Here is a 1580-nt window from a genome sequence, read left to right as displayed (position 1 = left end):
ATCGTCACCCAGGATGAGGTGCGCGCCTTCCAGGAAATCTTCGACGTGCCGCCCAAGGAGACACGCAATGTGGCGCGGCTGTTCGATCTCGCCCAGCGCGACGTGGCCGGTTTCGAGACCTATGCCGAGCGGATGGCGCAGATGTGCGGTTCCGGGCATTCCAACTGCGTGATGCTGGAAGACATACTCGACGGCCTGTTCCACATCGCCAAGGCCGACGGGTTGGTGCATGAGCACGAAGGGCTCTTCCTGCACCGCATCGCCGAGATTTTCCGCATCGACGAGGCCCATTACGAGAGCATCATGGCGCGGCACGTCAATCTCGGCGCCGGGGATCCCTATGTCGTGCTGGGCATCGAGCGCGGCAAGCCGTTCGAAGAGGTCAAGAAGCGCTATCGCAAGCTGGTTTCCGACAATCATCCGGATCGGCTGATCGCGCGCGGCCTGCCGCAGGAATTCATCAAGATCGCGACGACCAGGGTGGCGGCGATCAATGCCGCCTATGAGATGATCGAGCGGGGCCTGCGCCACGCATGAGCGGCTTCCTGCCCGACGAGCCACGTGTCGAGGTCAGGGTATCGCCGAATTTTGGTCCGCGGCGCGACACACTCAAGCCTGATATGATCGTGCTGCACTACACCGGCATGGCGACCGGCGCCGGAGCCGAAGCGTGGCTGTGCGATCCGGCGAGCGAGGTCTCGTCGCATTATCTCGTCCATGAGAACGGCCACATCGTGCAGATGGTCAGGGAAAGCGACCGCGCCTGGCACGCCGGCAAGAGTTCGTGGTTCGGACGCGCCGACATCAATTCCTGTTCGGTCGGCATCGAGATCGTCAATCCGGGACATTCGCTGGGCTATCCCGGATTCCCCAGGCGGCAGATCGATGCGGTGATCGGGCTGTGCAGGGGGATCGCCGGGCGGCATTCGATAGCCGCCGAGCGGGTGCTGGCGCACTCCGACGTGGCGCCGGGGCGCAAGGTCGATCCGGGCGAGAAGTTTCCGTGGCGGACGCTGTTCGATGCCGGTGTCGGCCATCTCGTGGCTGCCGCACCCGTAAGACAGGGGGCCACGCTGACGGCCGGTGACACCGGCGGCGATGTCGAGGCGTTGCAGTCGATGCTGGCGCTCTACGGCTATGGCGTCGAGATATCGGGCATTTTCGACCGGCAGACGGAGATCGTCGTCGAGGCCTTTCAGCGGCATTTCCGGCCGCGCAGGGTGGATGGTGTTGCCGACGGCTCCACGCTGCGGACGCTGCAAAGGCTGCTTGCTTCCATAAGATCCTGACCTCCGGGAGGCCTCTCCCAAGCAATCCTTTCCAATCCTTAAATTACAAGCTGTCACTCAAAGTGACTTGCCTGGCCTTGTTTGGCACCAATTCGAACGTCAAACGGCTGACGTGCAGATGTCGAACCCCCAGCCCCCGGGTTGTTCCGATATTGATTAGGCGTTGCTGCGTGAACATCTTCGCGCAGCCCAGACAGAACAGGATCACATGCAGAAATTGACCGTTTTAACGGCAGCTCTTGCTGCCGTTAAAACGGTCAATTTCTGCATGTGATCCTGTTCTGTCTGGGC

2 protein-coding genes are annotated in these 1580 nt (G+C 61.8%); both read left to right on the top strand.

All coding sequences use genetic code 11. The annotated features are described in order from the left end of the window. The coding region (locus EN935_RS35280; RefSeq protein ID WP_164771654.1) for a DnaJ family molecular chaperone at positions 1 to 537 on the top strand (537 nt) is incomplete at its 5' end. Continuing rightward, entirely contained in the window at positions 534 to 1289 is a 756-nt protein-coding gene (locus EN935_RS35275) for an N-acetylmuramoyl-L-alanine amidase (protein ID WP_127264600.1), read from the top strand. The genes EN935_RS35280 and EN935_RS35275, both read left to right, overlap by 4 nt. Positions 1290 to 1580: the final 291 nt, after the last annotated feature.

Source organism: Mesorhizobium sp. M7D.F.Ca.US.004.03.1.1 (assembly GCF_003998635.1).
In the GTDB taxonomy this organism is placed as follows: Bacteria; Pseudomonadota; Alphaproteobacteria; order Rhizobiales; family Rhizobiaceae; genus Mesorhizobium; species Mesorhizobium loti.
Note: the sequence above shows the minus strand (reverse complement) of the source record. Positions and strands in the feature narration are given on the sequence as shown.

Coding starts and splice junctions, on each gene's coding strand:
- EN935_RS35275 (WP_127264600.1), top strand. CDS start 534: ATGAGCGGCTTCCTGCCCGACGAGCCACGTGTCGAGGTCAGGGTATCG.